Genomic DNA, 25,185 nt, shown 5'->3' with positions numbered 1-25,185 from the left:
AGCCCCTCGGACGCGGCTCCACCGGACCCGCTCCTCCACCCCCGCACGCAAGGACACCCGGCACAGCTATGAACACTGCGGAGATCGCGCAGCGCTATCTCGATTTCTTCGAGAAGAACGACCACCTCATCGTCCCTTCGGCCTCGCTGGTCAGCGACGACCCGTCTCTGCTCTTCACGGTTGCCGGCATGGTCCCGATGATCCCGTACCTCACCGGGGTGGTCCCCGCTCCGCACCCGCGCATCGCCGATCTGCAGAAGTGCATCCGCACGAACGACATCGAAGAGGTGGGACGGACGGCTCGGCACGGGACGTTCTTCCAGATGCTGGGCAACTGGTCGTTCGGCGACTACTTCAAAGAGGGTGCGATCCGCTACGCGTGGGAGCTGCTGACGAGCTCGGAGAGCGACGGGGGCTTCGCGTTCGATGAGAAGGACCTCTGGGTCACGGTCTACGAGACCGACGACGAGGCGGAGTCCATCTGGCGCGACGTCATCGGGCTGAAGCCCGAGCGCATCCAGCGCCTCGGACGCGCCGACAACTACTGGAACACCGGGCAGCCCGGCCCCGGCGGTCCCGACTCGGAGATCTTCTTCGACCGCGGTCCCGCATACGGCAAGGACGGCGGTCCGGCGGTCGACGACTCGAGGTTCCTGGAGATCTGGAACCTCGTGTTCATGCAGGACTTCATCGAGAACATCCGCGGCAAGACCGAGTTCGACATCGTCGGCGAACTGCCGATGAAGAACATCGACACCGGCATGGGGCTCGAGCGCGTCGCGTTCCTCAAGCAGGGCGTCGAGAACATGTACGAGACCGATCAGGTGCGTCCGGTCCTCGATCGCGCCGTGGAGCTCTCGGGGCGCCGCTATGGCGCCGTGCACGAGGACGACGTGCGTTTCCGCGTGGTCGCAGACCACGTGCGCTCGTCGCTCATGCTGCTGTCCGACGGCGTGCGCCCCTCGAACGAGGGACGCGGGTACATCCTGCGCCGTCTCATGCGCCGCACCGTGCGGTCGATGCGCCTGCTCGGCGTCGACGAGCCGGTCTTCCCCGAGCTCTTCGCCGCGTCCCGTGATGCGATGAAGGCCACCTACCCTGTGCTCGAGAAGGAGTGGGCGACCCTGTCGTCCTCCGCCTTCGCCGAGGAGGAGACGTTCCGTCGCACGCTCGCTGCCGGTTCGACCATCCTCGACCTGGCGCTCGACGAGACGAAGAAGGGCGGTGGGGCGACCCTCAGCGGCCCCGAGGCGTTCCTCCTGCACGACACGTACGGCTTCCCGATCGATCTGACCCTCGAGGTGGCCGAGGAGGCCGGCCTCGACGTCGATCGAGCGGCATTCGACACCCTGATGCAGGAGCAGCGGTCACGCGCCAAGGCCGACGCCCGCAATCGCAAGCGTCAGCTCGCCGACGTCTCGGTCTACCGCGAGCTGCGCGCGCTGGGGGAGACCGGCTTCGACGGGTACTCCGAGCTCGAGGTCGATTCGCGGATCCTCGGGATCCTCATCGACGGCCAGACCGCTCGCACCGCCTCGGAGGGTCAGATCGCCGAGGTCGTTCTCGCGGAGACCACTCTCTACGCCGAATCCGGTGGACAGGTCGCCGACAAGGGCGTCATCGTCGGTCCCGGGTACGAGCTCGAGGTGCTCGACGTGCAGCGACCGGTGCCGGGGCTGATCAGCCACACGGTCGAGGTGACCCGCGGCGTCGTCTCGATCGACGACGCCGCCACGACGATCGTCGACGCGGCGAACCGTCGCGCCGCGCGCCAGGCGCATTCCGCGACGCACCTGGTGCACGCGGCGCTGCGCGACACGCTCGGCCCGACCGCCACGCAGTCGGGTTCGCTCAACCGCGCCGGATACATGCGCTTCGACTTCTCGTGGTCGCAGGCGCTGTCGACCGCGACCCGCACCGAGATCGAGGAGATCACGAACAGGGCCGTCAACGACGCCCTCGAGGTCACGACCCGGATCCTCACGCTCGATGAGGCGAAGGAGGCCGGCGCCATGGCGCTGTTCGGCGAGAAGTACGGCGACGTCGTGCGCATGGTCGACATCGGCGGTCCGTGGTCGCGAGAGCTCTGCGCGGGAACGCACGTCGGCACCAGCGCCGAGATCGGTCTCGTCAGCGTCGTCGGCGAATCCTCGGTGGGCGCCTCCAACCGCCGTATCGAGGCACTGGTCGGTCAGGACGCGTTCCGCGAGCTCGCAGCCGAGCGCGCGCTCGTGTCGCAGCTCACCAGCTCGCTCAAGACCCCGCGCGACCAGCTCGCCGACCGCATCGCCGATCTCTCGGCGAGCCTGAAGGCCGCGGAGAAGCGCATCGCGCAGTTCGAGTCGAAGGAGCGTGCCGGCCGGGTTCCTGCCATCGCCGATGCCGCCTCTCGTGCGGGTTCGTTCCGTCTGGCCGCGCAGTCGCTCGGCGAGGTCGACTCGGCCGACGATGTGCGCGAACTGGTGCTCGGCGTGCGCGAGCGGCTCGGCTCCGAGCCGTCGGTCGTCGCCCTCGGTGCCGTGGTGAACGGCCGGCCTGTGGTGGTCGTCGCCACCAACGACGCCGCGCGCGCGGCCGGTGCGAAGGCCGGTGCGCTCGCGAAGCGTGCGGCCTCGGTGCTCGGTGGCGGAGGAGGCGGTCGTGACGACGTCGCCCAGGGCGGTGGAACGGATGCCGCAGTTCTGCCTGCGGCGCTGGACGCCATCGCACAGGAGCTGCAGACAGCGTGAGCGGCTTCCGCCGCGGCGCGCGGCTCGGAATCGATGTGGGACGCGCCCGTGTCGGGGTCGCACGGTGCGATCCGGACGGCATGCTCGCCGTCCCCGTCGAGACCGTGCGTCGCGACGACGCGGCCATCGAGCGGATCGCCGTCATCGCTCAGGAGTACGACCCGCTCGAGTTCGTGGTGGGTCTTCCGGTGAATCTCCGGGGCGACGACACGGCATCGACGACGGATTCGCGCGAGTTCGCCGCCGCCCTGCAGGCGCGGACGGGAGTGCCGGCGCGGCTGGTCGACGAACGTCTGAGCACCGTCACCGCACACGCCGCGCTGAGATCTTCGGGCAGAACACAGAAGAACTCTCGTAGCATTGTGGATCAGGTCGCCGCTGTGGTCCTGCTGCAGCAGGCGATCGACACGGAGAAGAGCACCGGTAACCCGCCCGGAGTCACGATTCCGCTCGATGAGGAGTCCCCCTGAACATGCCCGAACGCGAGAGTGCTTCCCCCCAGCACGATCCGGACGCCCGGCTGGGCGACCTGTTCGAGAACCTTCCCGACCCGACACCGCAGATCCCGACGGTCGACAACACGCCGCCGCCCCCTGGCTCCCGCAGAGCAGCGCGCGAAGCGGCCACGAACGGCGCGACCCTCCCGGCCGACGACTCGGCGCGTGAGTCGGCGAGCGTGCCCTCCGGCGAAGACACCGCCACGCGAGCGTTCCCGGTCGCGGGCGGTTCCGTGGGGACGGAAGACACATCGGCCGGTGCCCCGGCGGCGCGCGATTCCGTGCGCGACACGTCCGCCGGTGCTGCGCAGGCCGACGGCGAGGGCGCACCCTCGTCCGGTCCGTCTCGCAGTGAGGGAACGCCCGGTGCCACCGCGGCTGCCGTGCCCGGCGCGCGCCTCGAAGACCTGTTCCACGCGCCTCCGGAGGATGAGGGCGGCAGCCGCCCACCGAAGAAGAAGCGTCGCAAGGGATGTCTTGTCGCACTGATCATCGTTCTGGCAGTTCTCGGCGGCATCGTCGGCGGCGGTGTCTGGGCGATGAACACGTTCGGTGACAAGATCAGCGACGCCCTCGGCTGGGGCGAGCCCGCGGACTGGGAGGCCGGTCAGGCCACCGGCGAGGTGCTCGTCACCATCAAGGAGGGCGATACCGGGGCTCCCGTGTCCACCGCGCTCCACGAGGCCGGCGTCACGCGCACTGACGAGGTCTTCTACGACTACCTCGTCAAGGAGAACGTCGCCGTCACCTTCTACCCGGGCATCTACCGGCTGCAGGAGAAGATGACGGCCGCGGCCGCGCTGGAGGCCATCCAGAATCCCGACAACAAGCTCGAGCATTCGGCGAGCATCGGCGAGGGGGCGACGATCGAGTCCTCGCTGCCCGCCATGGCCGAGTCGCTCGGCATGCCGATCGAGGAGCTGCAGGCCGCTGTCGATGCCGACCCGGCGACCTACGGCGTCAACGCGCCGAGCCTCGAGGGCTGGCTGTTCCCCGCGGTGTACACGTTCGACCCCGATGCCACGGCGACCCAGGTCGTCCAGCGCATGGTCGATCGCACGAACGAATCGCTGAACGCGGCGGGCGTCCCCGCCGAGGATGCGGAGCGCATCCTGACCATCGCGTCGATCATCCAGCGCGAGGGCCGGACGGCGGACTTCGCGAAGGTGTCGAGGGTGATCCAGAACCGTCTCGACATCGACATGAAGCTCCAGATGGACTCCACGGCGCAGTACGGCTACGGCTCTCTGCACGAGGGAGTGGTCTCGAGTTCGGCGGAGGCCCTCGAGGACCCCAACGACTGGAACACCTACGTGCACACGGGGCTGCCGGTCACTCCGATCGCGAGTCCCAGCGACGCCGCGATCAAGGCGGCCATGAACCCGGAGGACGGCCCGTGGCTGTACTTCGTCACGATCAACCTCGCCACCGGTGAGACGCAGTTCTCAGAGACGTACGAGGAGCACCTGCAGGGCGTGGCGAAGTGGGAGCAGTGGTGCCAGGAGAACCCCGACGGCGGGTGCTCGGCCGGATGACCCGGCGGCACCTCGCGGTCTGGGGAGACCCGATCGCGCATTCGCGGTCGCCCCAGCTGCACGCGGCGGCCTATGCGGTGCTCGGTCTCGACTGGGAGTACACGAGGCGTCGCGTCGACGAGCACGGATTCCCGGGTGCCCTGGATTCCCTCGACGGGTCCTGGCTCGGGCTGTCGCTGACGATGCCGCTCAAGGAGCAGGCCCATCGCGCGGCGCAGGTGCTGGATCGGGCGGCCCAGCTGACCGGTGCCGTCAACACCCTCCTGCTGGACGGATCTCGCCGCGGATTCAACACCGACGTCGGTGGGATCGTCGATGCGCTCGGAGAGCAGCGACTGCACGGCCTCGATCGCGTGCGCATCCTCGGGGCGGGCGCGACGGCCGCCTCGGCGCTGGTGGCGCTCGTCGAGGCCGGTGCGCGGACCATCGAGGTGCGGGCCCGTCGGCCCTCGCGTGCGGTCGACCTGGTCGCGCTCGGTGAGCGCCTGGAGGTCACAGTGACCGGCGCCGGCTTCGACGACGCCGCTACTCCGGTCGATCTCACGCTGGCGACCCTGCCCGGCGGCGCCGCGCTCGACGCCGACACGACCGCGAGGCTGGGCGACACCGGAGGTGCGCTCTTCGACGTCGCGTACGCGCCGTGGCCGTCCGCGCTCGCGTCCGCATGGACCGGGGGTCCGACGATCTCCGGCGAGGGGATGCTGCTGCACCAGGCCGTGCGCCAGATCCGTCTCTTCCACCACGGTGATCAGCACGTCGCACTGCCGTCGGAGACGGCGGTCATCGACGCCATGCGGGCTGCTCTGCGAACCTAGGACGACACGCGGCGCGAACCGAGGCGAAACGCGTGGGAGACTGGAGCAATGCTCCGCGTGCTCACGGCCGGCGAATCGCACGGTCCAGAACTCATTGCCGTCATGGAGGGACTGCCCTCGGGCGTCCCCGTCTCCTCCGAGGCGATCCAGGCCGACCTGGCGCGTCGCAAGCTCGGCTACGGTCGCGGCTCGCGGATGAAGTTCGAACAGGACGAGCTGACGCTCTCCGGCGGCGTGCGGCACGGGAAGAGCCTCGGCAGCCCCATCGCCCTGCGCATCGGCAACACCGAGTGGCCGAAGTGGATCGAGGTCATGAACCCCGAGCCCGTCGAGCTCACCGACAGGTCCCGTGGTCGCGGCGCACCGCTGACGCGCCCCCGCCCCGGGCATGCCGACCTCGTCGGCATGCAGAAGTACGACTTCGACGAGGCGCGCCCGATCCTCGAGCGGGCGAGTGCGCGCGAGACCGCCGCTCGCGTCGCGCTCGGTGCGATCGCACGCTCGTTCCTCGGTGAGCTCGGCATCAGGCTCGTCAGCCACACCCTCTCGATCGGCCCGGTCCGGGTGCCCGAGGGATCTGCGCTGCCCACCCCCGACGACGTCGAAGCGCTGGACGCGGATCCGCTGCGCTGCTTCGACGCCGCGACCTCCGCGCTGATGGTCGCCGAGGTCGATGATGCGAAGAAGGACGGCGACACGCTCGGCGGCATTGTCGAGGTGCTCGCCTACGGCCTGCCCCCGGGACTCGGATCGCACGTGCACTGGGACCGTCGTCTCGATGCGCGTCTCGCCCAGGCCCTGATGAGCATCCAGGCGATCAAGGGCGTCGAGGTCGGCGACGGCTTCGAGACCACGCGTCGTCGCGGGTCCGCCGCGCACGACGAGCTGTTCGCGACCGCCGACGGCATCTCCCGCGGCTCCGATCGCGCCGGCGGCACCGAGGGCGGCATGTCCACCGGCACCGTGCTGCGGGTGCGCGCGGGCATGAAGCCGATCGCCACGGTGCCGCACGCGCTGCGCACGATCGACGTCGCGTCGGGCGAGGACGCCACCGCACACCACCAGCGCTCCGACGTGTGTGCGGTGCCCGCGGCCGGCGTCGTCGCCGAGGCGATGGTCGCGGTGGAGCTCGCCAACGCCGTGCTCGAGAAGTTCGGCGGCGACAGCATCCGCGAGACCCGCCGCAACCTCGAGGGGTACCTCGAGGGGATCCCGGCGGAACTGCGCACCACGCCCGCATCCGAGGCGGCGCTCATCGCCCATGACGAGCGCGGCTGACCCGCTGACGCTGGTGCTGGTCGGCCCGATGGCCGCCGGCAAGACCAGTGTCGGTCGACGCGTCGCGCGCACCCTGTCGGTGCCCTTCGTCGACACCGACAAGCGCGTCGCGTCGGCGCACGGACCCATCCCGGCGATCTTCGCCGATCACGGCGAGGACCACTTCCGCGCTCTGGAGCGGGCCGAGGTCGAGGCGGCTCTCGACGCGCCCGCCGGCGGCGTGATCTCGCTCGGCGGCGGCGCGGTGACCGATGCCGGCACGCGAGCGCTGCTCCGTGAGCGGCCCGTCGTGTTCCTCACGGTGACGCCGGAGGCGGTGGCAGACCGGATCCGCAGCGGAGGCCGACCGCTGCTGGAGGGCGACGACCCCGTCGGTCGCTGGACGCAGATCTTCGAAGAACGACGGAGCTGGTACGACGAGGTGGCGTCCGTGACGTTCGACACGTCGCGCCGCCCCATGCATCGCATCGCCGCGGACATCGCGGCATGGAGGAGAGAACTGAGATGACGACGACGACCATCAGCGTGACGGGGGAGAGCCCGTACGACATCGCGATCGGACGGGGGATCCTCGACCGGGTCTCCGCAGCGCTGGACCCGGGGGTGCGCAAGGTCCTCGTCGTGCACCCGCCGACCCTGGCCGCCAGGGCCGCGGAGCTGCGCGACCGTCTGCTCGCCGACACCGAGAACGGCCCGCGCGAGGTGCTGCTCGCCGAGGTGCCCGATGCCGAGCAGGGCAAGCGCATCGAGGTCGCCGCCTTCTGCTGGCAGGTCATGGGGCAGGCGGACTTCACCCGCTCGGACGCCGTCGTGGGGTACGGCGGCGGCGCGGTCACGGATCTCGCCGGCTTCGTCGCGGCGACCTGGCTGCGCGGCGTGCAGCTCGTGCAGGTGCCCACCACGGTGCTGGGACTCGTCGACGCATCGGTGGGGGGCAAGACCGGCATCAACACCGCCGAGGGCAAGAACCTCGTCGGCGCCTTCTGGTCGCCGCGTGCGGTGGTCGGCGACCTCGACGAGCTGGCGAGCCTCAGCCCGAACGAGGCGACCGCGGGGTTCGCCGAGGTGGTCAAGGCGGGGTTCATCTGGGCGCCGGAGATCCTCGACATCGTCGAGGCGGACCCGGCGCGCGCCGTCGACACGACCACACCGGAGTTCCGTCGTGCCGTGGAGCTCGCGATCGACATGAAGGCGAAGGTCGTCTCCGACGACTTCCGCGAGGCCGGTCAGCGAGAGATCCTCAACTACGGACACACGCTCGGCCACGCCATCGAGCACGCCGAGCGCTACCGCTGGCGCCATGGTGCGGCGGTCTCGATCGGCATGCTCTACGCGGCGGAGCTGTCGCGTCTCGCCGGGCGCCTCTCGGACTCCGCAGCCGAACGGCACCGCACGATCCTGGACTCCCTCGGGCTGCCCACCGGCTACCGCGCCGGCGCCTGGCCGCAGCTGCTGGCGACCATGCAGCGCGACAAGAAGAGCCGTGGCGGGATGCTGCGGTTCATCCTGCTCGACGACATCGCCAAGCCCACGGTGCTGCAGGCGCCCGACGAATCGCTGCTGTTCGCCGCGTATCAGGAGATCGGCGAATGACCAGGCGGATGCTGCTCGTCAACGGGCCGAATCTCAATCTGCTGGGCAGTCGTGAGCCCGAGGTCTACGGCACCGCGACGCTGGACGACGTCGAGCAGCTGACGGCCGATGCCGCCGCCGCCGAGGGCTTCGAGCTGCGCGCGGTGCAGAGCAACCACGAGGGCGTGCTGATCGACGCCATCCACGCGGCGCGCGCGGACTGCGCGGCGATCGTCATCAATCCCGGAGGTCTCACGCACACCTCGGTGTCGCTGCGCGATGCGCTCACGGGCGTCGCTCTGCCGTTCGCCGAGGTGCACATCTCCGACGTCTACGCCCGCGAGGAGTTTCGACACCATTCGTACCTGCACGACGTGGCCGCGGTGCGGGTGATCGGCGAGGGCGTCGGAGGGTACGCGAGCGCGGTGCGGCAGCTCGCTGCGCTCATCCCGTAGAATCGACTGTCGGCCCACCCGTCCATCCGGATGTGAGCGGCCCCCCCCAGACTCGAGAAACGGAAAGCCCAGCGCATGGCATCTACCGCAGACATCAAGAACGGCGTCGTCCTCAGCATCGATGGGCAGCTCTGGAGCGTCATCGAGTTCCAGCACGTCAAGCCGGGCAAGGGCGGTGCGTTCGTCCGCACCAAGCTGAAGAACGTCGTCTCGGGCAAGGTCGTCGACCGCACCTACAACGCCGGCGCGAAGATCGAGATCGAGAACGTCGACCGTCGTGACTTCACGTACCTGTACACCGACGGCGACGGCTACGTCTTCATGGACCAGAGCGACTTCGACCAGATCACCGTTCCGGCCGCCACGGTCGGCGACGCGAAGAACTTCCTGCTCGAGAACCAGCAGGTCACGATCGCACTGAACAACGGCAACCCGCTGTACATCGACCTGCCGGCATCCGTCGTGCTCGAGATCACCTACACGGAGCCGGGCCTGCAGGGCGACCGCTCGTCGGCCGGCACCAAGCCCGCCACGCTCGAGACCGGATACGAGATCCAGGTCCCGCTGTTCGTCGAGGCCGGCACCAAGGTCAAGGTCGACACGCGCACCAGCGACTACCTCGGTCGCGAGAAGTAAGGCGTGAGCGCACGCACGAAGGCGCGCAAGCGCGCGCTCGACATCCTCTTCTCCGCCGATGTCCGCGGCGACGAGCTCTCGGTCACTCTGGCCGCCGAGGCCCGACGCGCGGCGAGCGAACCCGCTCGCGAGGCGTCCTGGCTCTACGCCCGTGAGATCGTCGACGGCATCATCGATCACGGTGACGAGATCGACGAGCAGATCACGACGCACAGCCGCGACTGGAAGCTGGAGCGGATGCCCGCGGTCGATCGCGCCCTGCTGCGCATCGGCGTCTGGGAGATCCTCTTCAACGACCAGGTGCCCACAGCGGTGGCGATCGACGAGGCCGTGGAACTGGCCAAGGAGTTCTCGACCGACGATTCCGGCGCATTCGTGCACGGCGTGCTCGCACGCGTCTTCCGCGCCGCCTGAGCACCGACGGCCACCGCGGCATCCCCGATGTCGGGGGTCGCGGGAAGGATGGGACCATGTCCGCGCCACACGTCGATCTGCGTGATCTCATGCACATCACGGACGTCGGCGGTTACCAGCGCGGTCTCGCGTACTTCCGCGCCGGCAACGTGCTCGATGTCGTGTGGCACGAGGAACTTCTCGAGCTCGAGGGGCACGTGCAGGGCAGCGGTGACGCGCAGTACGTGACCGGGATCGCGTTCGGCTCGTCGAACGGCACCCGACGCATGCGCACGACACGGTGCACGTGCCCGGTGCGCACCGGGTGCAAGCACGTCGTCGCGACCGTGCTCGCGTCGAACGTGCACGAGTACTCCCAGCAGTCCGCCGCGCTGCAGGTGCCGAGCCCGACACCGGTGACACCCCCGCGTGCAGCGGCTCCCGCCTCGTGGCGCAGTCTGCTCGGCGCGTCGGTCGAACGGCTGCCGCAGCAGCTGGCGCTGGGAGTCGAGCTGCGCCACCGCGAGTCCCGGGCAGAGAACCACTGGGGCCCGAGGCCCGTGCGCGCGGCCGTGCCGCGGGACCTCGCACGCCAGGAGGGTGAGCTGCTCCTGGCGATCCGACCGCTCATGCGCAGCGCCCAGACCGGGTCGTGGATCCAGGGCGGCGCAGGGTGGGATGCCGTTCGTCGCGACGCCGCGCAGTTCGGGCGCGAGCAGAACCGCTGGTTCAGCGACCTGCTCAGCATCTCCCGCGATTCGCTCCTCTCCGGGAATGCCGGGGAGTGGCTGGTGCTCGACCAGGTCGAGTCCCCGCTGCTGTGGGGCCAGCTGCGCTCGGGTGCCGAGGTCGGCATCCCGCTGGTGGCGAGTCAGAAGAGCACCTCCGTGCGGATGGCGACATCCGCCGACGTCTCGGCGCGGATCACCCGTGGCGACGACGGCGCTCTGACCGTGGCCGCCGAGGTGCAGGTCGACGACGTCGAGATCCCGGCGGGGGAGTCGCACCCGATCGGACGCACGGGGCTGTACACGGCTCGGTTGGTCGGCGCTCGGATCGAGATCGTGCTCGCCGAGACCGCACTCAGCGAGCAGACCAGGGCGCTGCTCGCGACACCGGCGCCCATCGTCGTGCCGGCGGCCGACGAGCAGGCGTTCCTCAGCGACGCCTATCCGCTTCTCGCGCGCCGCAGCGCGGTGCGGGCGGCGGGCGACCTCTCCCTTCCCGAGGTGCCGGCGCCGGAGCCCGCGCTGACGCTCACCTACGAACGCGGCGACGTGGTCGACTACTCGTTCGAGTGGTCGTACGGCCGCTTCGGCCGCGTGCCCTTCGCCTGGAACGGTGCGGGCGTGCGCGATGCCGAGGCCGAGTCCGCGCTCCGCGCGGGCATCGAGAGCGTCTGGCAGGAGTTCCGCACCACGAACTTCCGTCCCGCCGGATCGCTGCACGACATCGATGCGGCCGCCTTCGTCGCGGAGTGCGTGCCCGCTCTCGAGGCGATCGGCGTCTCGGTCACCTCGAAGGGCACGCGCAAGGAGTATCGCGAGCTGACGGGAGACCCGCAGGTCAAGGTCACGACCGTCGAGACGACCGATTCCGACTGGTTCGACCTCGGCATCCTCGTGACGATCGACGGCAGACGCATCCCCTTCGGCCCGCTGTTCACGGCGCTGAGCCGCGGGCGCAAGAAGCTGCTGCTCTCCGACGGCGGGTACTTCTCGCTCAGCCATCCTGCGCTCGATCGCCTCCGCGACCTGATTGAAGAGGCGGGCGAGCTCGACGAGTGGGAGACGGGTCCGCGGATCAGTCGCTATCAGATCGATCTCTGGGAGGAGTTCGAGGATCTCGCTGACGAGGCCGAGCCGGCGGTGAGCTGGCGCGCCACGGCCGATGGGCTCCGCCAGGCCACGGGCGTGCCCGAGACGGCCGTGCCCGCCGGTCTGATCGCCGAGCTGCGGCCGTATCAGAAGTCCGGCTTCGACTGGCTCGCCTTCCTCTGGCGCCATCGGCTCGGCGGGATCCTCGCCGACGACATGGGGCTGGGCAAGACCCTCCAGCTGCTGACCTTCATCCAGCACACGCGGGAGCAGGGTGAGACACGGCCGTTCCTGGTGCTCGCCCCGACCTCGGTGCTGGGGACCTGGCGCTCGGAGGCCGCCCGCTTCACCCCGGGGTTGCGCGTCGTGGTGGTCGACAGCACCAGCGGCAAGCGTGCGGGGGTGCTTCGGGCCGCGGCGGCGTCCGCCGACCTCGTGGTGAGCTCGTACACGGTCGCGCGGCTCGACGAGGAGGAGTTCCGCTCGATCGGATGGGCCGCGCTCATCCTCGACGAGGCCCAGTTCGTCAAGAATCCGAAGACCAGGCTGCACCGCGCGATCTCGTCGTTCTCGGCCGAGGTGACCTACGCCGTCACCGGCACGCCGATGGAGAACAGCCTCTCGGAGCTCTGGTCGCTGCTCAAGCTCGCCGCGCCCGGCCTGTTCCCGTCTGCGCGGAAGTTCAAGGACCGCTACATCCAACCGATCGAGAAGGGTAAGGTGCCTGAGAACGCCGAGGGCGGCGAGTATCGCGCCCGCCGCCTGGCCCAGCTGCGCCGACGTGTGCGACCGCTCATGCTGCGCCGCACGAAGGAGCTGGTGGCGCCCGACCTCCCCGCCAAGCAGGAACAGCTGCTCGAGGTCGAATTGAGTCCCGATCACCGCGCCCTCTACGACGTCGTGCTGCAGAGGGAACGCCAGAAGGTGCTCGGTCTGCTCGACGACCTCGATCGCCATCGCTTCATCGTGTTCCGCTCGCTCACGCTGCTGCGGATGCTGAGTCTCGCGCCCGCGCTGATCGACGAGGCCCATGCCGAGATCGGATCGAGCAAGCTCGACACCCTGCTCGAACGGGTGCGCGAACTGCAGGCCGAGGGGCATCGCGCGCTGGTGTTCAGCCAGTTCACCTCCTTCCTCGATCTCGCCGCCGCGAGACTCGAGGAGGCCGGCATCCCCTACGCACACCTCGACGGATCGACCAGGCACCGCGAGCGGGTGATCGACGGATTCAAGGCTGGTCAGCAGCCGGTGTTCCTCATCAGCCTCAAGGCCGGCGGATTCGGTCTGACCCTGACGGAGGCCGACTACGTCTTCCTGCTCGACCCCTGGTGGAATCCCGCGGCGGAGGAGCAGGCCATCGACCGCACGCACCGGATCGGACAGACGAGCCAGGTGTTCGTGTACCGGATGATCGCGACCGGCACGATCGAGGAGAAGGTGCTCGAGCTGCAGCGCCGCAAGGCCCGGCTGTTCACCGCGGTGATGGACGACGATGAGCTGTTCGCCCAGTCGCTCACGTCGGACGACATCAAGGGCCTGTTCGACGACAACTGATTTCTCCCGGCCGGGTCACCGCGTCCGCCCAGGACCCCGCCGGTAGAATCGAACGTCTGACTTCAGGAGGAATGCATGCGGATCACGGGACTCGGCCACGCCGGGATGTTCATCGAGACGGTCGGCGGGAACATCATCTGCGACCCGGTCCTCGGCCCCTCGTTCTTCGGCTCCTGGTTCCCCTTCCCCGACAATCGCGGCCTCGACTGGGAGCGGTTCGGCCGTGACGCGGACTTCCTCTACATCTCGCACCGGCACCGCGACCACTTCGACCCTGCGCTGCTCGAGCGCTACATCCGCAAGGACATCGAGGTGCTGCTTCCCGAGTACCCGATCGATGATCTCGAGCAGGACATCAGGGCGCTCGGCTACACGAACATCACGCATGCCCCGGCCGGGCAGATCATCGAGCGCGGCGACCTGAAGATCATGATCACCCCGCTGCGCGCCCCGAGCGACGGCCCGATCGGCGACTCGTCGCTCAGCGTCGACGACGGGACGGGGTCTGTGCTCAATCAGAACGACTCGCACCCGCTCGACCTCGACACCCTGCTGCACTTCGGCAAGCCCGACGCATACTTCACCCAGGTCTCGGGCGCCATCTGGTGGCCGATGGTCTACGACCTGCCGCTCGACGCGAAGCAGAACTTCGCGAAGCTCAAGCGCGATGCGCAGAACAAGCGCGCCATGTACTACATCGACAAGGTCGACGCCCCGCACGTGTTCCCGATGGCGGGACCCCCGATGTTCCTCCGCGACGACCTCTTCGACTTCAACGGCCTCGGGCGCAACGGAGAGTCGATCTTCACCGACCAGAAGCAGTTCCTCGCGCACATGAAGGAGCTGTCGCCCCAGTACGACGGCCACCTGTTCGTGCCGGGCACGGTGGTCACCGTCGCCGGGGGAGAGGTCGCGACCGAGCAGACGCTGTACACCGACCAGGAGCTCTCGCACATCTTCGACGAGAAGTGGGACTACCTCGAGGAGCAGCGCGCGACCCGTCAGCAGGAGATCCGCGACGAGGAGGCCTCGCGAGCCGAGATCATCCCGCCGGCCGAGATGCTCGAGGCGCTCAAGGGCTGGTGGGAGCCGCTGCTGAAGAAGTCGCGCACCATCCGTCTCGGCGTCGGCGGCGCCGTACGGTTCCGGATCGGCGAGCTCGACATGGTCGTCGACTTCCCCCGGGCCAAGGTCCGTGAGTACGCGGGCGAGGAGTGCATCTACTGGTACACGATCCCCGCCGATCTCGTGTCGACCAACATCCGCGACCACGAGATCGACTGGTCGAATTCGATCTTCCTGTCGATGCAGTTCCAGGTCGGGCGCAGCGGCAAGTTCAACGAGTTCCTCACGACGTTCCTCAAGTGCCTCTCGGTCGACCGCATCGAGTACGTCGAGAACTGGTACCAGGAGCAGACCGACCAGACCGAGGACGCCGAGATCGGCGATTGGGTCGTGCAGCGCCGGTGTCCGCATCTGCGTGCGGACCTGACGAAGACCGGCAAGGTCGACGACGACGGGATCCTCACCTGCAGCATGCACGACTGGAAGTGGGACCTGAAGACCGGTCGCTGCCTGTCGACCAGCGGGCACCCGATCCGCTCCACCAAGATCGACGAGGTCACCGACGCCGTGCTCAGCGAGGCCGGGTGACGGTGGTGCGCACCGCACACCGCGACGGCTCCGGGCGTCGCGCGCGCACCTCGCGGCTGGGTCGGCGGGGCACTCTGCGCGGAGCGCGCTGGATCGTCCGCTCGGACGCCTCCCGGCTCGTGTCCATAGCCGCCGAGTTCCTGGAGGCCGAAGGATTCGAGCGTCGCGCCGACGGGTTCGCTGACACGCTCGATTCTCAGGGGTCGGAGTGGAGCGCGGCGGCTCTGGAGATCGGTGACGAAGAGGGCTCGCGCCGCGGCATCTGGAGGAGCCTGTTCCTCGACGACCTGCCGATCCCGCTGCCGCGGGCGCTGCACCACGTCATCCCGCCGACACTGGTGATCGTCGCCTCGCGTCATGTCGCCAAGGGAGTGGCCGAGCTCGTGGTTTTCCCGCACGCCTCGCGCCGCGGTGACTCGGACTACTCGTGGGCGGCGGGTCCGCGCATCGCGAGAGCGCTCGAGGGCATCACCGCCGCGGCGGGGGCAGAGGGCGCCATGCTCTCCCACGAGTCCCTGCGCGCGCTTCCCGACGACGGATCGCCGGCCTCGCAGGCGGTCGTCCGCGACGTGCTGGGGTGGCGCTGAGGTCACGCTAGACTGGGGGCATCAAGCAACCTTTAACACCGTCCTGTGAGGCGGAGAAGGGAGCGGCTGATGAGTGCACGCACCGTCTTGCACGAAGCCGATATCTCGCGGGCTCTGACCCGCATCGCGCACGAGATCCTCGAATCGAACCGAGGGGCTGAGAACCTCGTCCTGCTGGGCATTCCGACCCGCGGCGTCACGCTCGCCCATCGCCTGGCCGCCGCCATCGGTGAGATCGCACACACGACCGTTCCGGTCGGCGCGCTGGATGTGACGCTGTTCCGCGACGACCTCGCATCGCAGCCCACCCGATCGCCGCGCCCGACCGCGATCCCCGCAGGCGGCATCGACGGCAGGACCGTGGTCCTGGTGGACGACGTGCTGTTCTCGGGCCGCAGCATCCGCGCGGCCCTCGACGCACTGCAGTCCATCGGACGCCCCGCCGCGGTGCGCCTGGCCATCCTCGTCGACCGAGGACACCGCGAGCTGCCGATCCGTCCGGACTTCGTCGGCAAGAACATCCCCTCGTCCCGTCAGGAGCGCGTCAACGTGCGCCTCGCCGAGGACGACGGGACCGAGGGGGTGACGATCGAGGCATGAGACACCTGCTCGACACCCGCACCCTCGACCGCGCGACGGCACTGCGCATCCTCGACGTCGCCGAGGACATGTCGGACACGCAGTCCCGCGAAGTCAAGAAGCTGCCGACCCTGCGCGGCAAGACCGTCGTGAACCTCTTCTTCGAGGACTCCACCCGCACGCGCATCTCCTTCGAAGCCGCCGCCAAGCGCCTCTCGGCCGATGTGATCAACTTCGCCGCCAAGGGATCGAGCGTCTCCAAGGGCGAGAGCCTGAAGGACACCGCCCAGACCCTGCAGGCGATGGGGGCCGACGCCGTCGTCATCCGCCACCCCGCCTCCGGCGCTCCGCAGACCCTAGCCACGAGCGGCTGGATCTCGGCCGGAGTCGTCAACGCGGGGGACGGCACGCACGAGCATCCGACCCAGGCCCTGCTGGATGCCTTCACGATCCGCAAGCGCCGCTTCGGCGCGGAGAGCCGGGGGCGCGACCTTCGCGGCGTCCGTGTCGTGATCGTCGGCGATGTGCTGCACTCCCGTGTCGCCCGCTCGAACGTCTGGCTGCTCGCCACCCTCGGCGCGGAGGTCACTCTGGTCTCTCCTCCCACGCTCGTGCCGCAGAACGTGTCGCTGTGGCCCGCGAAGGTCGTCTACGACCTCGACGAGGCCCTCGCCGAGTCGCCGGATGCGGTCATGATGCTGCGCATCCAGCTCGAGCGGATGAACGCCGCGTATTTCCCGACTGAGCGGGAGTATTCCCGGCGATGGGGTCTCGACGCACGGCGAGTGGCCGGTCTGCCGGACGGTAGCATTGTGATGCACCCCGGACCCATGAACCGCGGGTTGGAGATCTCCTCGGAAGCCGCCGATTCGCCACGGTCCACCGTGCTCGAACAGGTGACGAACGGGGTGTCCGTCCGGATGGCGGTGCTGTACCTGCTTCTGGCAGGAGAACGAGACGACGAACGAGGGGGAGACCAGTGAACGAGACCCTCGTCATCACCGGCGCACGGCTTCTCGGCGCGGAGAGCGCCGACATCATCGTCGAGAACGGTGTGATCGCCGAGATCGGCACCGGACTCTCGCGTTCCGGCGCCCGGGTCCTCGACGCCGCCGGGCTCGTCGCACTTCCTGGCCTGGTCGACCTGCACACGCATCTGCGCGAGCCCGGATACGAGGCGTCCGAGACGATCCTCACCGGCACTCGCGCCGCCGCGTCAGGCGGATTCACCGCGGTGTTCGCGATGCCCAACACCTCGCCGGTCGCCGACACCGCCGGCGTGGTCGAGCAGGAGCTCGCCCTCGGCGAGGCCGCGGGCTATGCCACGGTCCAGCCGATCGGCGCCGTGACCGTGGGGCAGAAGGGCGAACGGCTCGCCGAGCTCGGAGCCATGGCCACCTCCCGCGCCCGGGTACGGGTGTTCAGCGATGACGGGTTCTGCGTGTTCGATCCCCTCATCATGCGTCGCGCGCTGGAGTACGTGAAGTCGTTCGGCGGGGTCATCGCACAGCACGCGCAGGATCCCCGACTCACCGAGGGCGCCCAGATGAACGAGGGCACCGTGTCGGCCGAGCTGGGTCTGGCCGGATGGCCGGCGGTGGCCGAGGAGTCGATCATCGCCCGCGACGTGCTGCTGGCGGAGCACGTCGGCTCACGTCTGCACGTCTGCCACCTGTCGACCGCGGGGTCGGTGGACATCATCCGCTGGGCCAAGAAGCGCGGCATCGACGTCACCGCCGAGGTCACACCGCACCACCTGCTGCTGACCGACGAGCTGGTGCGCGGCTACGACGCGCGCTACAAGGTGAACCCGCCGCTGCGCCGCGAGGAGGACGTGCTCGCCGTGCGCGAGGGACTCGCCGACGGCACGATCGACATCGTCGCGACGGACCACGCACCGCACCCCAGCGAGAGCAAGGCGTGCGAGTGGCAGGCGGCGGCGAACGGCATGGTCGGCCTCGAGAGCGCCCTGCGCGTCGTGCACCAGTCGATGGTCCAGACCGGTCTGATCGGCTGGGAAGACGTGGCGCGCGTGATGAGCGCCGCCCCGGCGCGCATCGGCAGCCTCTCCGGGCACGGGACGCCCCTCGAGGTCGGCGCTCCCGCTCACATCGCGCTGTACGACGCGTCGGTCGCCGGCGTCTTCACCGAGTCCGACCTCCACGGCCGCAGCGTGAACTCGCCGTACCTCGGGCGCGACCTGCCCGGTCGCGTCGAGTACACCGTGCACGGCGGACTGCTGACCGTCGACGGCGGCACCGTGGTCGAGGAGCTGCGCGCATGATCCCCAGGGATCTCGCCATCGCGATCATGATCGGGCTGGCCGTCTTCGTCCTCGCCGCGATGTTCTTCGCGTGGCGGCGACGACTCCGACGCGATTCGGGTCTCGCGGCGCCGCTCGGGGTTCCCGAGCACGCGGAGGTCCTCGACCGGCGCGAGGTGCTGTACGTCTCGACGACCCGGCACGAGCAGCCGCTGGAGAGACTGGCCATCCGCCCCCTGACCTACCGGGCGCGGGGTGAGGCCGCGATCACCGACCGCGGGCTGGCCCTCTGCCTCGACGGAGCGCCGACGGTCTTCCTCGGGGCCGCACGCCTCATCGGGGTCGATCGGGCGACCGTCACGATCGACCGTGTGGTCGAGCCCGGGGGCCTGGTGCGGGTCTCGTGGACCGCCGACGACGGCACACCCGTCGATTCCTACCTCCGTCTCACCGACGGGGATGCCCAGAACTTCATCGCAGAACTGCAGCGACTCGTCCCCGCCTCGGGCACCACGGACGACACCGCCGCCCACGACACAGGAGCAACGTCATGACAGCCCTCCCCGAACCCGCCGTCCTCGTCCTCGAAGACGGGACCCGCCACGTCGGTCGCGCTTACGGCGCGCTCGGAACGACGCTGGGCGAGGTCGTCTTCGCCACCGGCATGTCCGGTTACCAGGAGACGCTCACCGACCCCTCGTACGCCGGCCAGATCGTGCTGCAGACGGCACCCCACATCGGCAACACCGGCATGAACGACGAGGACACCGAGTCCCGGCGCATCTGGGTCGCCGGATACATCGTGCGCGATCCCTCGCGCGTGGTGTCGAACTGGCGCGCGAACGCGTCGCTCGACGAGGTCCTCGTGCAGGACGCGATCGTCGGCATCAGCGGCATCGACACCAGGTCGGTCACCCGCCACATCCGCGCCGCGGGTTCCATGCGCGGGGGCATCTTCTCGGGAGACGCGGCGAAGACCGACGCCGACGAGCAGCTGCGCATCGTCCGCGAGGCGCCGCAGATGGCCGGCCGCAATCTCTCGGCCGAGGTCTCGGTGGAGACCGCGGAGGTGACGCCGGCGGTGGGCGAGAAGGTCGGCAACCTCGCCGTCCTCGACCTCGGCGTCAAGCAGGCGACGATCGACAACCTCGCCGCCCGTGGGTTCGAGGTGCACGTGCTTCCGCAGGACGTCACGATCGACGGCATCCGCGCGATCGACCCCGTCGCGGTGTTCTACTCCAACGGCCCCGGAGACCCCGCGGCCTCGGGCGACCACGTCGAACTGCTGCGTGCGGTGCTCGACGACGGGCTGCCGTTCTTCGGGATCTGCTTCGGCAACCAGCTGCTCGGCCGCGCACTCGGCCTCGGCACGTACAAGCTGCCGTTCGGTCACCGCGGCATCAACCAGCCCGTGCTCGACAAGTCGACGGGGCGGGTCGAGATCACCGCGCACAACCACGGCTTCGCCGTCGACGCCCCGCTGGAGGGCTCCTTCGACAGCCCGAACGGCTACGGCAAGGTCGAGGTCAGCCACATCGGTCTGAACGACCGCGTCGTCGAGGGCCTCCGCGCGCTCGACATCCCCGCGTTCTCCGTGCAGTACCACCCGGAGGCGGCCGCAGGCCCCCACGACGCCAACTACCTCTTCGACCGATTCCGCGACATGGTCGTCGACACCCAGAAGGACGCCAAGTAATGCCCAAGCGCGACGACATCAACTCCGTTCTCGTCATCGGCTCCGGCCCGATCGTCATCGGTCAGGCCTGCGAGTTCGACTACTCCGGCACCCAGGCGTGCCGCGTCCTCCGCGAGGAGGGGGTCAGGGTCATCCTGGTCAACTCCAACCCCGCCACGATCATGACCGATCCGGACTTCGCCGACGCGACCTACATCGAGCCGATCACCTGGCAGGTCATCGAGACCATCATCGCCAAGGAGCGTCCGGACGCGATCCTGCCGACCCTCGGCGGTCAGACCGCCCTGAACGCCGCGATCGAGCTGCACAACCACGGCATCCTCGAGAAGTACGACGTCGAGCTGATCGGTGCGAGCTTCGAGGCGATCAACAAGGGCGAGGACCGTCAGGTCTTCAAGCAGCTGGTGCTGGATGCCGGCGCCGACGTGGCGCGCAGCATCATCGCGCACACGATGGACGACCTGCTCGAGGGTGCCGCCGAGCTGGGCTACCCGCTCGTCGTCCGCCCCTCGTTCACCATGGGCGGTCTCGGCTCCGGGTTCGCCTACGACGAGCAGGACCTCCGTCGCATCGGTGGAGCGGGTCTGCGCGATTCCCCGACCACCGAGGTGCTCCTGGAGGAGTCCATCCTCGGCTGGAAGGAGTACGAGCTCGAGCTCATGCGCGACACCGCCGACAACACGGTCGTCGTCTGCTCGATCGAGAACGTCGATCCCGTGGGCGTCCACACCGGCGACTCGATCACGGTGGCGCCCGCGCTCACCCTCACCGACCGCGAGTACCAGAACATGCGCGACATCGGCATCGACATCATCCGCGCGGTGGGCGTGGACACGGGCGGCTGCAACATCCAGTTCGCGGTCGACCCCAGCAACGGGCGCATCATCGTCATCGAGATGAACCCGCGCGTCTCGCGCTCCAGCGCGCTGGCCTCGAAGGCGACCGGATTCCCGATCGCGAAGCTCGCGGCGAAGCTCGCCCTCGGCTACCGGCTCGACGAGATCCCCAACGACATCACGGGTGTGACTCCGGCGAGCTTCGAGCCGACGCTCGACTACGTCGTGGTCAAGGTGCCCCGGTTCGCGTTCGAGAAGTTCCCCGCCGCCGACGCCACGCTCACCACGACCATGAAGTCGGTCGGCGAGGCCATGGCGATCGGACGCAACTACGCGACCGCGCTGCAGAAGGCGCTCCGCTCGCTCGAGAAGCGCGGATCCAGCTTCCACTGGGGCGTCGAGGAGCGTTCGGTCGAGCAGCTGCTCGAGATCTCGAAGGTGCCGACCGACGGGCGCATCGTCACTCTGCAGCAGGCGCTGCGCAAGGGCGCGACGATCGAGCAGGCCTTCGACGCCACGGCGATCGACCCGTGGTTCATCGACCAGATCGTGCTCATCAACGAGGTCGCGGAGATCGTCCGCACGGCCCCGGAGCTCGACGCCGCCACCCTGCGGTACGCCAAGGAGCACGGCTTCTCCGACGCGCAGATCGCGCAGCTGCGCGGCGACGACGAGGCCGAGATCCGCGGCGTCCGCCACGGATTCGGCATCCGGCCCGTGTACAAGACGGTCGACACATGTGCGGGCGAGTTCCCGGCTCTCACCCCGTATCACTACTCGAGCTACGATTTCGAGACCGAGGTGGCGCCCTCGGAGCGCACGAAGGTGGTGATCATCGGGTCGGGTCCGAACCGCATCGGCCAGGGCGTCGAGTTCGACTACTCGTGCGTGCACGCCTCGTTCGCGCTGTCGGATGCCGGGTTCGAGACCGTCATGGTCAACTGCAACCCCGAGACCGTCTCGACGGACTACGACACCTCCGATCGCCTCTACTTCGAGCCGCTCACGCTGGAGGACGTGCTCGAGGTGCTGGACGCGGAAGCCGCCAGCGGCACCATCCTCGGCGTCGTCTGCCAGCTCGGCGGCCAGACCCCGCTCGGACTCGCGAAGGGCATCGAGGCCGCCGGCTACACGGTGCTCGGCACCAGCCCCGCGGCGATCGACATCGCGGAGGAGCGGGAGCTCTTCTCGCAGCTGCTCGATTCGGCGGGCCTCATCGCTCCGCGTCACGGCACCGCCGTCGACGCCGACGGCGCGGTCGCGGTCGCCGAGGAGATCGGCTACCCGGTGCTCGTGCGCCCGAGCTTCGTGCTCGGCGGTCGCGGCATGGAGATCGTCTACGACACGGCGTCGCTGCGCGACTACTTCGTGCGCACCGCCGACGAGGTAGTCATCGAGGAGGGCAAGCCGCTCCTGGTCGACCGCTTCCTCGATGATGCGATCGAGCTCGACGTCGACGCTCTCTACGACGGCACCGATCTGTTCATCGGCGGAGTCATGGAGCACCTCGAAGAGGCGGGCATCCACTCCGGCGACTCCAGCTGCACGCTGCCGCCGGTGTCGCTCGGTCGCACCGACGTCGACCGCGTCCGGGAGGCCACGCTGGCGATCGCCGAGGGCGTCGGCGTGCGCGGCCTGCTGAACGTGCAGTTCGCGATCAGCGCCGGCGTGCTCTACGTCATCGAGGCCAACCCGCGCGCCAGCCGCACGGTGCCGTTCGTCTCCAAGGCGCTCGGCATCCCGATGGCCAAGGCCGCGAGCCGCGTGATGGCCGGATCGACCATCGCGGAGCTGCGCGCCGAGGGCATGCTGCCCGCGCAGGACGGCTCGCGGGTGCCGCTCGACGCGCCGGTCTCCGTCAAGGAGGCCGTACTGCCGTTCAAGCGGTTCCGCACCGCCGACGGCAAGACGGTCGACTCCATCCTCGGCCCGGAGATGCGCTCGACGGGTGAGGTCATGGGCATCGACCGCGACTTCCCGACCGCGTTCGCCAAGAGCCAGGCCGCCGCGTACGGCGGCATGCCGACCTCCGGGACCGTGTTCATCTCGGTCGCCGACTCCGACAAGCGCGCGGTGATCCTGCCGGCGCACCGCCTGCAGCAGCTCGGGTTCACGATCGTGGCCACCGAGGGCACCGCCGAGATCCTCTCGCGCAACGGCATCGCCGTGACCGTGGTGGAGAAGTACAGCGAGACCCAGGAGTCGGGGGCGACCAACATCGTCGACCTGATCAACGACGGCTCGATCGACATCGTCGTGAACACCCCCTCGGGCGGTGCGGCACGGGCCGACGGGTACGAGATCAGGGCCGCGGCGGTCGCGGCGGACAAGGCGCTGTTCACCACGATGGCCGTGCTCGGTGCCGCGGTGAGCGGCATGGACGCGGCGCACGAGGGCTTCCAGGTCAAGAGCCTGCAGGAGTACGCCCTCGACCGGAAGGCCGCGGTGTGAGCATCCGCTTCGGCGAACGCATCCGCACGACCCTCGCCGAGCGGGGACCGCTGTGTGTGGGCATCGACCCCCATGCAGCGCTCCTCGCGGCGTGGGGCCTCGCCGACGACGCCTCCGGCGCGCGGGAGTTCGGGCTGAGGACCGTCGAGGCGGCGGCCGGCCGCGTCGGTGTCGTCAAGCCGCAGGTGTCGTTCTTCGAGCGCTTCGGCTCGTCGGGCTTCGCCGCGCTCGAAGAGGTGCTGGCCGCCGCACGTGCGGCGGGACTGGTCGTGATCGCCGATGCGAAGCGCGGCGACATCGGCTCGACGATGGACGCGTACGCCGAAGCCTGGCTGACGCCGGGCTCACCTCTCGAAGCGGATGCCCTCACGGTCAATCCGTTCCTCGGGGTCGGTGCCCTCGACGGCGCCTTCTCGCTCGCGCAGCAGCACGGAAAGGGCCTGTTCGTGCTCGCCGCGACGAGCAATCCCGAGGCGGAGGCGCTGCAGCGCTCCGTCTCGGAGACGGGACGAGCGGTGTCCGCCGACATCGTCTCGGTCGTCTCCGCCCGCAACGCCGAGCACATCGGCGCGGGGGAGTGGGGCAGCTTCGGCTTCGTGATCGGGGCCACGGTGGATTGGACGGATGCCGGCATCGCGGCGTTCGCCCCGATCGCGCCCATCCTCGCTCCGGGCTTCGGCACGCAGGGGGCGACGCCGTCCGATCTGCACCGCCGGTTCGGGTCCATGAGCGACGCGGTCCTCGCGAGCGAGAGCCGCAGCATCCTCTCGGCCGGGCCAACGGGCCTCGCCGCAGCCATCGACGCGCGCGTCGCAGAGTACAGGGAGGTCGGCTGTGGCTGAGTCTCGTCCGGTTCCCGAGGTCGACCGCGCGGCGGCCGCGCGCAAAGCGGTCGAGCGACGACGCGCCCGTGCGTCGCTCAAGCGCGACCTGACCACGCGGGTCGTCACCCCGCAGACCGTGCTGCGGCGGGCGACGGCGGATCCGGACTCCGTCGAGGGCTCGCTGCGGATCACCGACTTCCTGCTCGCCCTCCCGGCGATCGGCGCGGGAAAGCGCGACCGCATCCTCGACGAGCTGCACATCTCGTCGGTCAAGCGCCTCGGCGGCCTCGGCGTTCGTCAGCGCGCCGCGCTGTCCGGATGGCTCGACACGCGCTTCCCCGTGACGGAGCCCCGGGGCGCGCGCAGCCGGCTGCTCGTGCTCGCCGGCCCCACCGCGGTCGGCAAGGGCACGGTCGCGGCCCACATCCGCGAGCACAACCCCGAGATCCACCTCTCCGTCTCGGCCACGACGAGAGCGCCGCGCCCTGGTGAGGTCGACGGCGTGCACTACTACTTCGTGGACGACGCCGAGTTCGATCGGCTGATCGAGCAGGACGAGCTGCTCGAGTACGCGGTGGTGCACAACCGGTCGCGCTACGGCACGCCGCGTGCACCCATCGACGCCGCTCTGGCCGAGGGCAGGACGGTGCTGCTCGAGATCGATCTGCAGGGCGCACGCCAGGTCCGCCGCGCCGAACCGGCCGCCACGCTCATCTTCCTGCTGCCGCCGACCTGGGACGAACTCGTGCAGCGACTGGTCGGTCGCGGCACCGAGGGCGCCGAGGAACGGGCGCGTCGACTGCGCACGGCGAAGGTCGAACTGGCCGCCCAGAACGAGTTCGACCACCTCATCGTGAACGAGGACGTCGCCGCTGCCGCCGCCGAGGTCGTAGAATTGTCTCTGAGCTCTGCGCGCTGACACGATTTCGGGGATCTTTCCACATCCGGTCCCTGAGCCCGTCGAAGGGTCGCGCGCCCGCTGCACCGTCTTCGCGACGATCCCGTCGCCTGATCA

General features: G+C 69.5%; 21 protein-coding genes. All 21 read left to right on the top strand.

Annotated features, from left to right (window positions below):
- Window positions 1-68 precede the first annotated feature (68 nt).
- The 21 genes from alaS to gmk all read left to right on the top strand — a co-directional run bounded on the left by alaS (window position 69) and on the right by gmk (window position 25,089).
- Window positions 69-2,729, top strand: a complete 2,661-nt coding sequence (alaS, locus tag ASD43_RS11695; protein ID WP_056417635.1) for an alanine--tRNA ligase — start codon at window positions 69-71, stop codon at window positions 2,727-2,729.
- Window positions 2,726-3,199, top strand: a complete 474-nt coding sequence (ruvX, locus tag ASD43_RS11690) for a Holliday junction resolvase RuvX (RefSeq protein WP_056417632.1) — start codon at window positions 2,726-2,728, stop codon at window positions 3,197-3,199. Before alaS ends, ruvX begins: the two co-directional genes overlap by 4 nt.
- Window positions 3,200-3,201: 2 nt before the next feature.
- Window positions 3,202-4,761, top strand: coding sequence for an endolytic transglycosylase MltG (gene mltG, locus ASD43_RS11685; protein WP_056417629.1), 1,560 nt, complete (start codon window positions 3,202-3,204; stop codon window positions 4,759-4,761).
- Window positions 4,722-5,576 (top strand): shikimate dehydrogenase family protein, encoded by an 855-nt coding sequence (locus ASD43_RS11680; RefSeq protein WP_327044115.1) that lies wholly within the window; start codon window positions 4,722-4,724, stop codon window positions 5,574-5,576. Before mltG ends, ASD43_RS11680 begins: the two co-directional genes overlap by 40 nt.
- 48 nt (window positions 5,577-5,624) lie before the next feature.
- On the top strand, window positions 5,625-6,854 hold the full coding sequence (aroC, locus tag ASD43_RS11675) for a chorismate synthase (protein WP_056417626.1): 1,230 nt from the start codon (window positions 5,625-5,627) through the stop codon (window positions 6,852-6,854).
- Window positions 6,838-7,362, top strand: a complete 525-nt coding sequence (locus ASD43_RS11670; RefSeq protein ID WP_056417623.1) for a shikimate kinase — start codon at window positions 6,838-6,840, stop codon at window positions 7,360-7,362. The genes aroC and ASD43_RS11670 overlap by 17 nt, the downstream gene beginning before the upstream one ends.
- The gene (gene aroB / locus ASD43_RS11665) at window positions 7,359-8,447 is read left to right on the top strand and encodes a 3-dehydroquinate synthase (RefSeq protein WP_056417620.1); all 1,089 of its coding nucleotides are present in this window, start codon (window positions 7,359-7,361) and stop codon (window positions 8,445-8,447) included. The genes ASD43_RS11670 and aroB overlap by 4 nt, the downstream gene beginning before the upstream one ends.
- A complete protein-coding gene (gene aroQ, locus ASD43_RS11660; RefSeq protein WP_056417611.1) occupies window positions 8,444-8,881 on the top strand; it encodes a type II 3-dehydroquinate dehydratase in 438 nt (145 codons plus the stop codon). Before aroB ends, aroQ begins: the two co-directional genes overlap by 4 nt.
- 75 nt (window positions 8,882-8,956) lie before the next feature.
- Window positions 8,957-9,517, top strand: coding sequence for an elongation factor P (gene efp / locus ASD43_RS11655; RefSeq protein ID WP_045255088.1), 561 nt, complete (start codon window positions 8,957-8,959; stop codon window positions 9,515-9,517).
- A 3-nt stretch (window positions 9,518-9,520) separates the two neighbouring features.
- On the top strand, window positions 9,521-9,931 hold the full coding sequence (gene nusB, locus ASD43_RS11650; RefSeq protein ID WP_045255089.1) for a transcription antitermination factor NusB: 411 nt from the start codon (window positions 9,521-9,523) through the stop codon (window positions 9,929-9,931).
- Window positions 9,932-9,987: 56 nt separating this feature from the next.
- A complete protein-coding gene (locus ASD43_RS11645) occupies window positions 9,988-13,281 on the top strand; it encodes a DEAD/DEAH box helicase (protein ID WP_235564117.1) in 3,294 nt (1,097 codons plus the stop codon).
- A gap of 75 nt (window positions 13,282-13,356) precedes the next feature.
- Window positions 13,357-14,934, top strand: coding sequence for a Rieske 2Fe-2S domain-containing protein (locus tag ASD43_RS11640; RefSeq protein WP_056417608.1), 1,578 nt, complete (start codon window positions 13,357-13,359; stop codon window positions 14,932-14,934).
- On the top strand, window positions 14,931-15,521 hold the full coding sequence (locus tag ASD43_RS11635) for a hypothetical protein (RefSeq protein WP_056417605.1): 591 nt from the start codon (window positions 14,931-14,933) through the stop codon (window positions 15,519-15,521). The genes ASD43_RS11640 and ASD43_RS11635 overlap by 4 nt, the downstream gene beginning before the upstream one ends.
- Before the next feature lie 69 nt (window positions 15,522-15,590).
- Window positions 15,591-16,121 (top strand): bifunctional pyr operon transcriptional regulator/uracil phosphoribosyltransferase PyrR, encoded by a 531-nt coding sequence (gene pyrR / locus ASD43_RS11630; RefSeq protein WP_056417601.1) that lies wholly within the window; start codon window positions 15,591-15,593, stop codon window positions 16,119-16,121.
- Window positions 16,118-17,083 carry an aspartate carbamoyltransferase catalytic subunit gene (locus tag ASD43_RS11625; protein ID WP_056417597.1) on the top strand — a complete coding sequence of 322 codons (966 nt, stop codon included), beginning with the start codon at window positions 16,118-16,120 and terminating at the stop codon, window positions 17,081-17,083. Before pyrR ends, ASD43_RS11625 begins: the two co-directional genes overlap by 4 nt.
- A complete protein-coding gene (locus ASD43_RS11620) occupies window positions 17,080-18,384 on the top strand; it encodes a dihydroorotase (protein WP_056417593.1) in 1,305 nt (434 codons plus the stop codon). The genes ASD43_RS11625 and ASD43_RS11620 overlap by 4 nt, the downstream gene beginning before the upstream one ends.
- Window positions 18,381-18,917 (top strand): PH-like domain-containing protein, encoded by a 537-nt coding sequence (locus tag ASD43_RS11615; protein ID WP_056417590.1) that lies wholly within the window; start codon window positions 18,381-18,383, stop codon window positions 18,915-18,917. The genes ASD43_RS11620 and ASD43_RS11615 overlap by 4 nt, the downstream gene beginning before the upstream one ends.
- On the top strand, window positions 18,914-20,059 hold the full coding sequence (carA, locus tag ASD43_RS11610) for a glutamine-hydrolyzing carbamoyl-phosphate synthase small subunit (RefSeq protein ID WP_056417587.1): 1,146 nt from the start codon (window positions 18,914-18,916) through the stop codon (window positions 20,057-20,059). The genes ASD43_RS11615 and carA overlap by 4 nt, the downstream gene beginning before the upstream one ends.
- Window positions 20,059-23,346, top strand: coding sequence for a carbamoyl-phosphate synthase large subunit (gene carB / locus ASD43_RS11605; RefSeq protein ID WP_056417584.1), 3,288 nt, complete (start codon window positions 20,059-20,061; stop codon window positions 23,344-23,346). The genes carA and carB overlap by 1 nt, the downstream gene beginning before the upstream one ends.
- Entirely contained in the window at window positions 23,343-24,188 is an 846-nt protein-coding gene (gene pyrF / locus ASD43_RS11600; RefSeq protein ID WP_056417581.1) for an orotidine-5'-phosphate decarboxylase, read from the top strand. Before carB ends, pyrF begins: the two co-directional genes overlap by 4 nt.
- On the top strand, window positions 24,181-25,089 hold the full coding sequence (gene gmk / locus ASD43_RS11595; RefSeq protein WP_056417577.1) for a guanylate kinase: 909 nt from the start codon (window positions 24,181-24,183) through the stop codon (window positions 25,087-25,089). Before pyrF ends, gmk begins: the two co-directional genes overlap by 8 nt.
- Window positions 25,090-25,185 lie beyond the last annotated feature (96 nt).

Origin of the sequence: Microbacterium sp. Root553, from assembly GCF_001426995.1 — a bacterium.
Lineage (GTDB): Bacteria > Actinomycetota > Actinomycetes > Actinomycetales > Microbacteriaceae > Microbacterium.
The sequence above is the reverse complement of the archived record's forward strand: the minus strand, read 5'-3'. Positions and strand labels throughout refer to the sequence as shown.

Coding starts and splice junctions, on each gene's coding strand:
- alaS (WP_056417635.1), top strand. CDS start 69: ATGAACACTGCGGAGATCGCGCAGCGCTATCTCGATTTCTTCGAGAAG.
- mltG (WP_056417629.1), top strand. CDS start 3,202: ATGCCCGAACGCGAGAGTGCTTCCCCCCAGCACGATCCGGACGCCCGG.
- aroC (WP_056417626.1), top strand. CDS start 5,625: ATGCTCCGCGTGCTCACGGCCGGCGAATCGCACGGTCCAGAACTCATT.
- ASD43_RS11670 (WP_056417623.1), top strand. CDS start 6,838: ATGACGAGCGCGGCTGACCCGCTGACGCTGGTGCTGGTCGGCCCGATG.
- aroB (WP_056417620.1), top strand. CDS start 7,359: ATGACGACGACGACCATCAGCGTGACGGGGGAGAGCCCGTACGACATC.
- aroQ (WP_056417611.1), top strand. CDS start 8,444: ATGACCAGGCGGATGCTGCTCGTCAACGGGCCGAATCTCAATCTGCTG.
- efp (WP_045255088.1), top strand. CDS start 8,957: ATGGCATCTACCGCAGACATCAAGAACGGCGTCGTCCTCAGCATCGAT.
- ASD43_RS11645 (WP_235564117.1), top strand. CDS start 9,988: ATGTCCGCGCCACACGTCGATCTGCGTGATCTCATGCACATCACGGAC.
- ASD43_RS11640 (WP_056417608.1), top strand. CDS start 13,357: ATGCGGATCACGGGACTCGGCCACGCCGGGATGTTCATCGAGACGGTC.
- pyrR (WP_056417601.1), top strand. CDS start 15,591: ATGAGTGCACGCACCGTCTTGCACGAAGCCGATATCTCGCGGGCTCTG.
- ASD43_RS11625 (WP_056417597.1), top strand. CDS start 16,118: ATGAGACACCTGCTCGACACCCGCACCCTCGACCGCGCGACGGCACTG.
- ASD43_RS11615 (WP_056417590.1), top strand. CDS start 18,381: ATGATCCCCAGGGATCTCGCCATCGCGATCATGATCGGGCTGGCCGTC.
- carA (WP_056417587.1), top strand. CDS start 18,914: ATGACAGCCCTCCCCGAACCCGCCGTCCTCGTCCTCGAAGACGGGACC.
- carB (WP_056417584.1), top strand. CDS start 20,059: ATGCCCAAGCGCGACGACATCAACTCCGTTCTCGTCATCGGCTCCGGC.